The sequence below is a fragment of the Streptomyces ossamyceticus genome (genome assembly GCF_001418475.1).
Classification (GTDB): Bacteria; Actinomycetota; Actinomycetes; order Streptomycetales; family Streptomycetaceae; genus Streptomyces; species Streptomyces ossamyceticus.
The window spans coordinates 1-1,151 of the sequence record NZ_LIQX01000982.1 but is presented as its reverse complement, the minus strand read 5'-3'; the positions used below and the strand labels follow the sequence as shown (position 1 = coordinate 1,151).

Annotated in this window: 1 protein-coding gene; it reads left to right on the top strand. The window is 74.6% G+C overall.

All coding sequences use genetic code 11. The annotated features are described in order from the left end of the window. Positions 1 to 106: 106 nt before the first annotated feature. On the top strand, positions 107 to 1,105 hold the full coding sequence (locus AOK15_RS41210) for an iron-containing redox enzyme family protein (RefSeq protein ID WP_055524394.1): 999 nt from the start codon (positions 107 to 109) through the stop codon (positions 1,103 to 1,105). Positions 1,106 to 1,151: the final 46 nt, after the last annotated feature.

Genomic DNA, 1,151 nt, shown 5'->3' with positions numbered 1-1,151 from the left:
GGCCCACACGGCCCCTCGGCCCCCGCCCCCGGTCTCGTGCGGGGGTGCCGTGCGGGGCGTCCGATCCTCGGGTGACTAATGACGTGTCCCGGGGTACCCGGCGCGCATGGATGTCCGGTCGGAGGAACCGTCGCTGCCCGCGGGGAGGGGCGGCATCTCGGATGCCCTCGTGGAGTGCCTGCGAGAGGGCGGGCCGCCTCCCGACCGGCGTGAGGTCGCGGGGGCCGACCCGTTCGGCGAGGACCTTCAGCTCGCGCTGTATCTCTGCTACGAGCTGCACTACCGCGGATTCGCGGGCGTCGCCGACGACCGCGAATGGGACCCGGAGCTGCTGCGCTTCCGGGCTTCGCTGGAGCGGCCGTTCCTGGAGGCCCTGCGGGCCGTCGCGACCCGCCACGAACGCGCCGACGAGGCGCTGGACGAGCTGCTGGTGGAACCCGTGAACCCCGCGGACGGCACCGGCGTCAGCCGGTTCCTCGCGGACGAGGGCGAGCTGTGGCAGCTGCGGGAGTACGCCGCCCAGCGCTCCCTCTACCACCTGAAGGAGGCCGACCCGCACGCCTGGGTGCTGCCCCGGCTGTGGGGGCGGGCGAAGGCCGGGATGGCCGCCGTGGAGTTCGACGAGTTCGGGGGCGGCCGGGCCGACCGGGTCCACGCCCGTCTCTTCGCCGACCTGATGACGGACCTGGGGCTCGACCCGTCCTACGGCCGCTACGTGGACGTGGCCCGCGCCGAGACCCTCGCCCTCGTGAACCTGATGTCCCTCTTCGGGCTGCACCGGTCCCTGCGCGGCGCCCTCGTCGGTCACTTCGCGGCCGTCGAGATCACCTCCTCCCCCGCCTCCCGGCGGCTCGCGAAGGCGATGCGTCGGACGGGGGCCGGGGCCGCCGCCGAGCACTTCTACACCGAGCACGTCGAGGCCGACGCCGTCCACGAGCAGGTCGTACGGCACGAGGTCGTCGCCGGGCTGCTCACGGAGGAGCCTCGGCTGGACGCCGACGTGGCGTTCGGCGTGGACGCCACGAACCATCTGGAGGACGTTCTCGCCGACCGCTTCCTCGACGCCTGGCGGGCCGGCCGGTCCTCGCTGCGGGTGCCCGCCTGACCCCGCCCCCGCACGGCAGCCGTTCGGCACCCGCTCGACCGGCCCC

What these genes read in the sequence shown, in the direction of transcription:
- AOK15_RS41210 (WP_055524394.1), top strand. Translation starts at nt 107, where the DNA reads ATGGATGTCCGGTCGGAGGAACCGTCGCTGCCCGCGGGGAGGGGCGGC.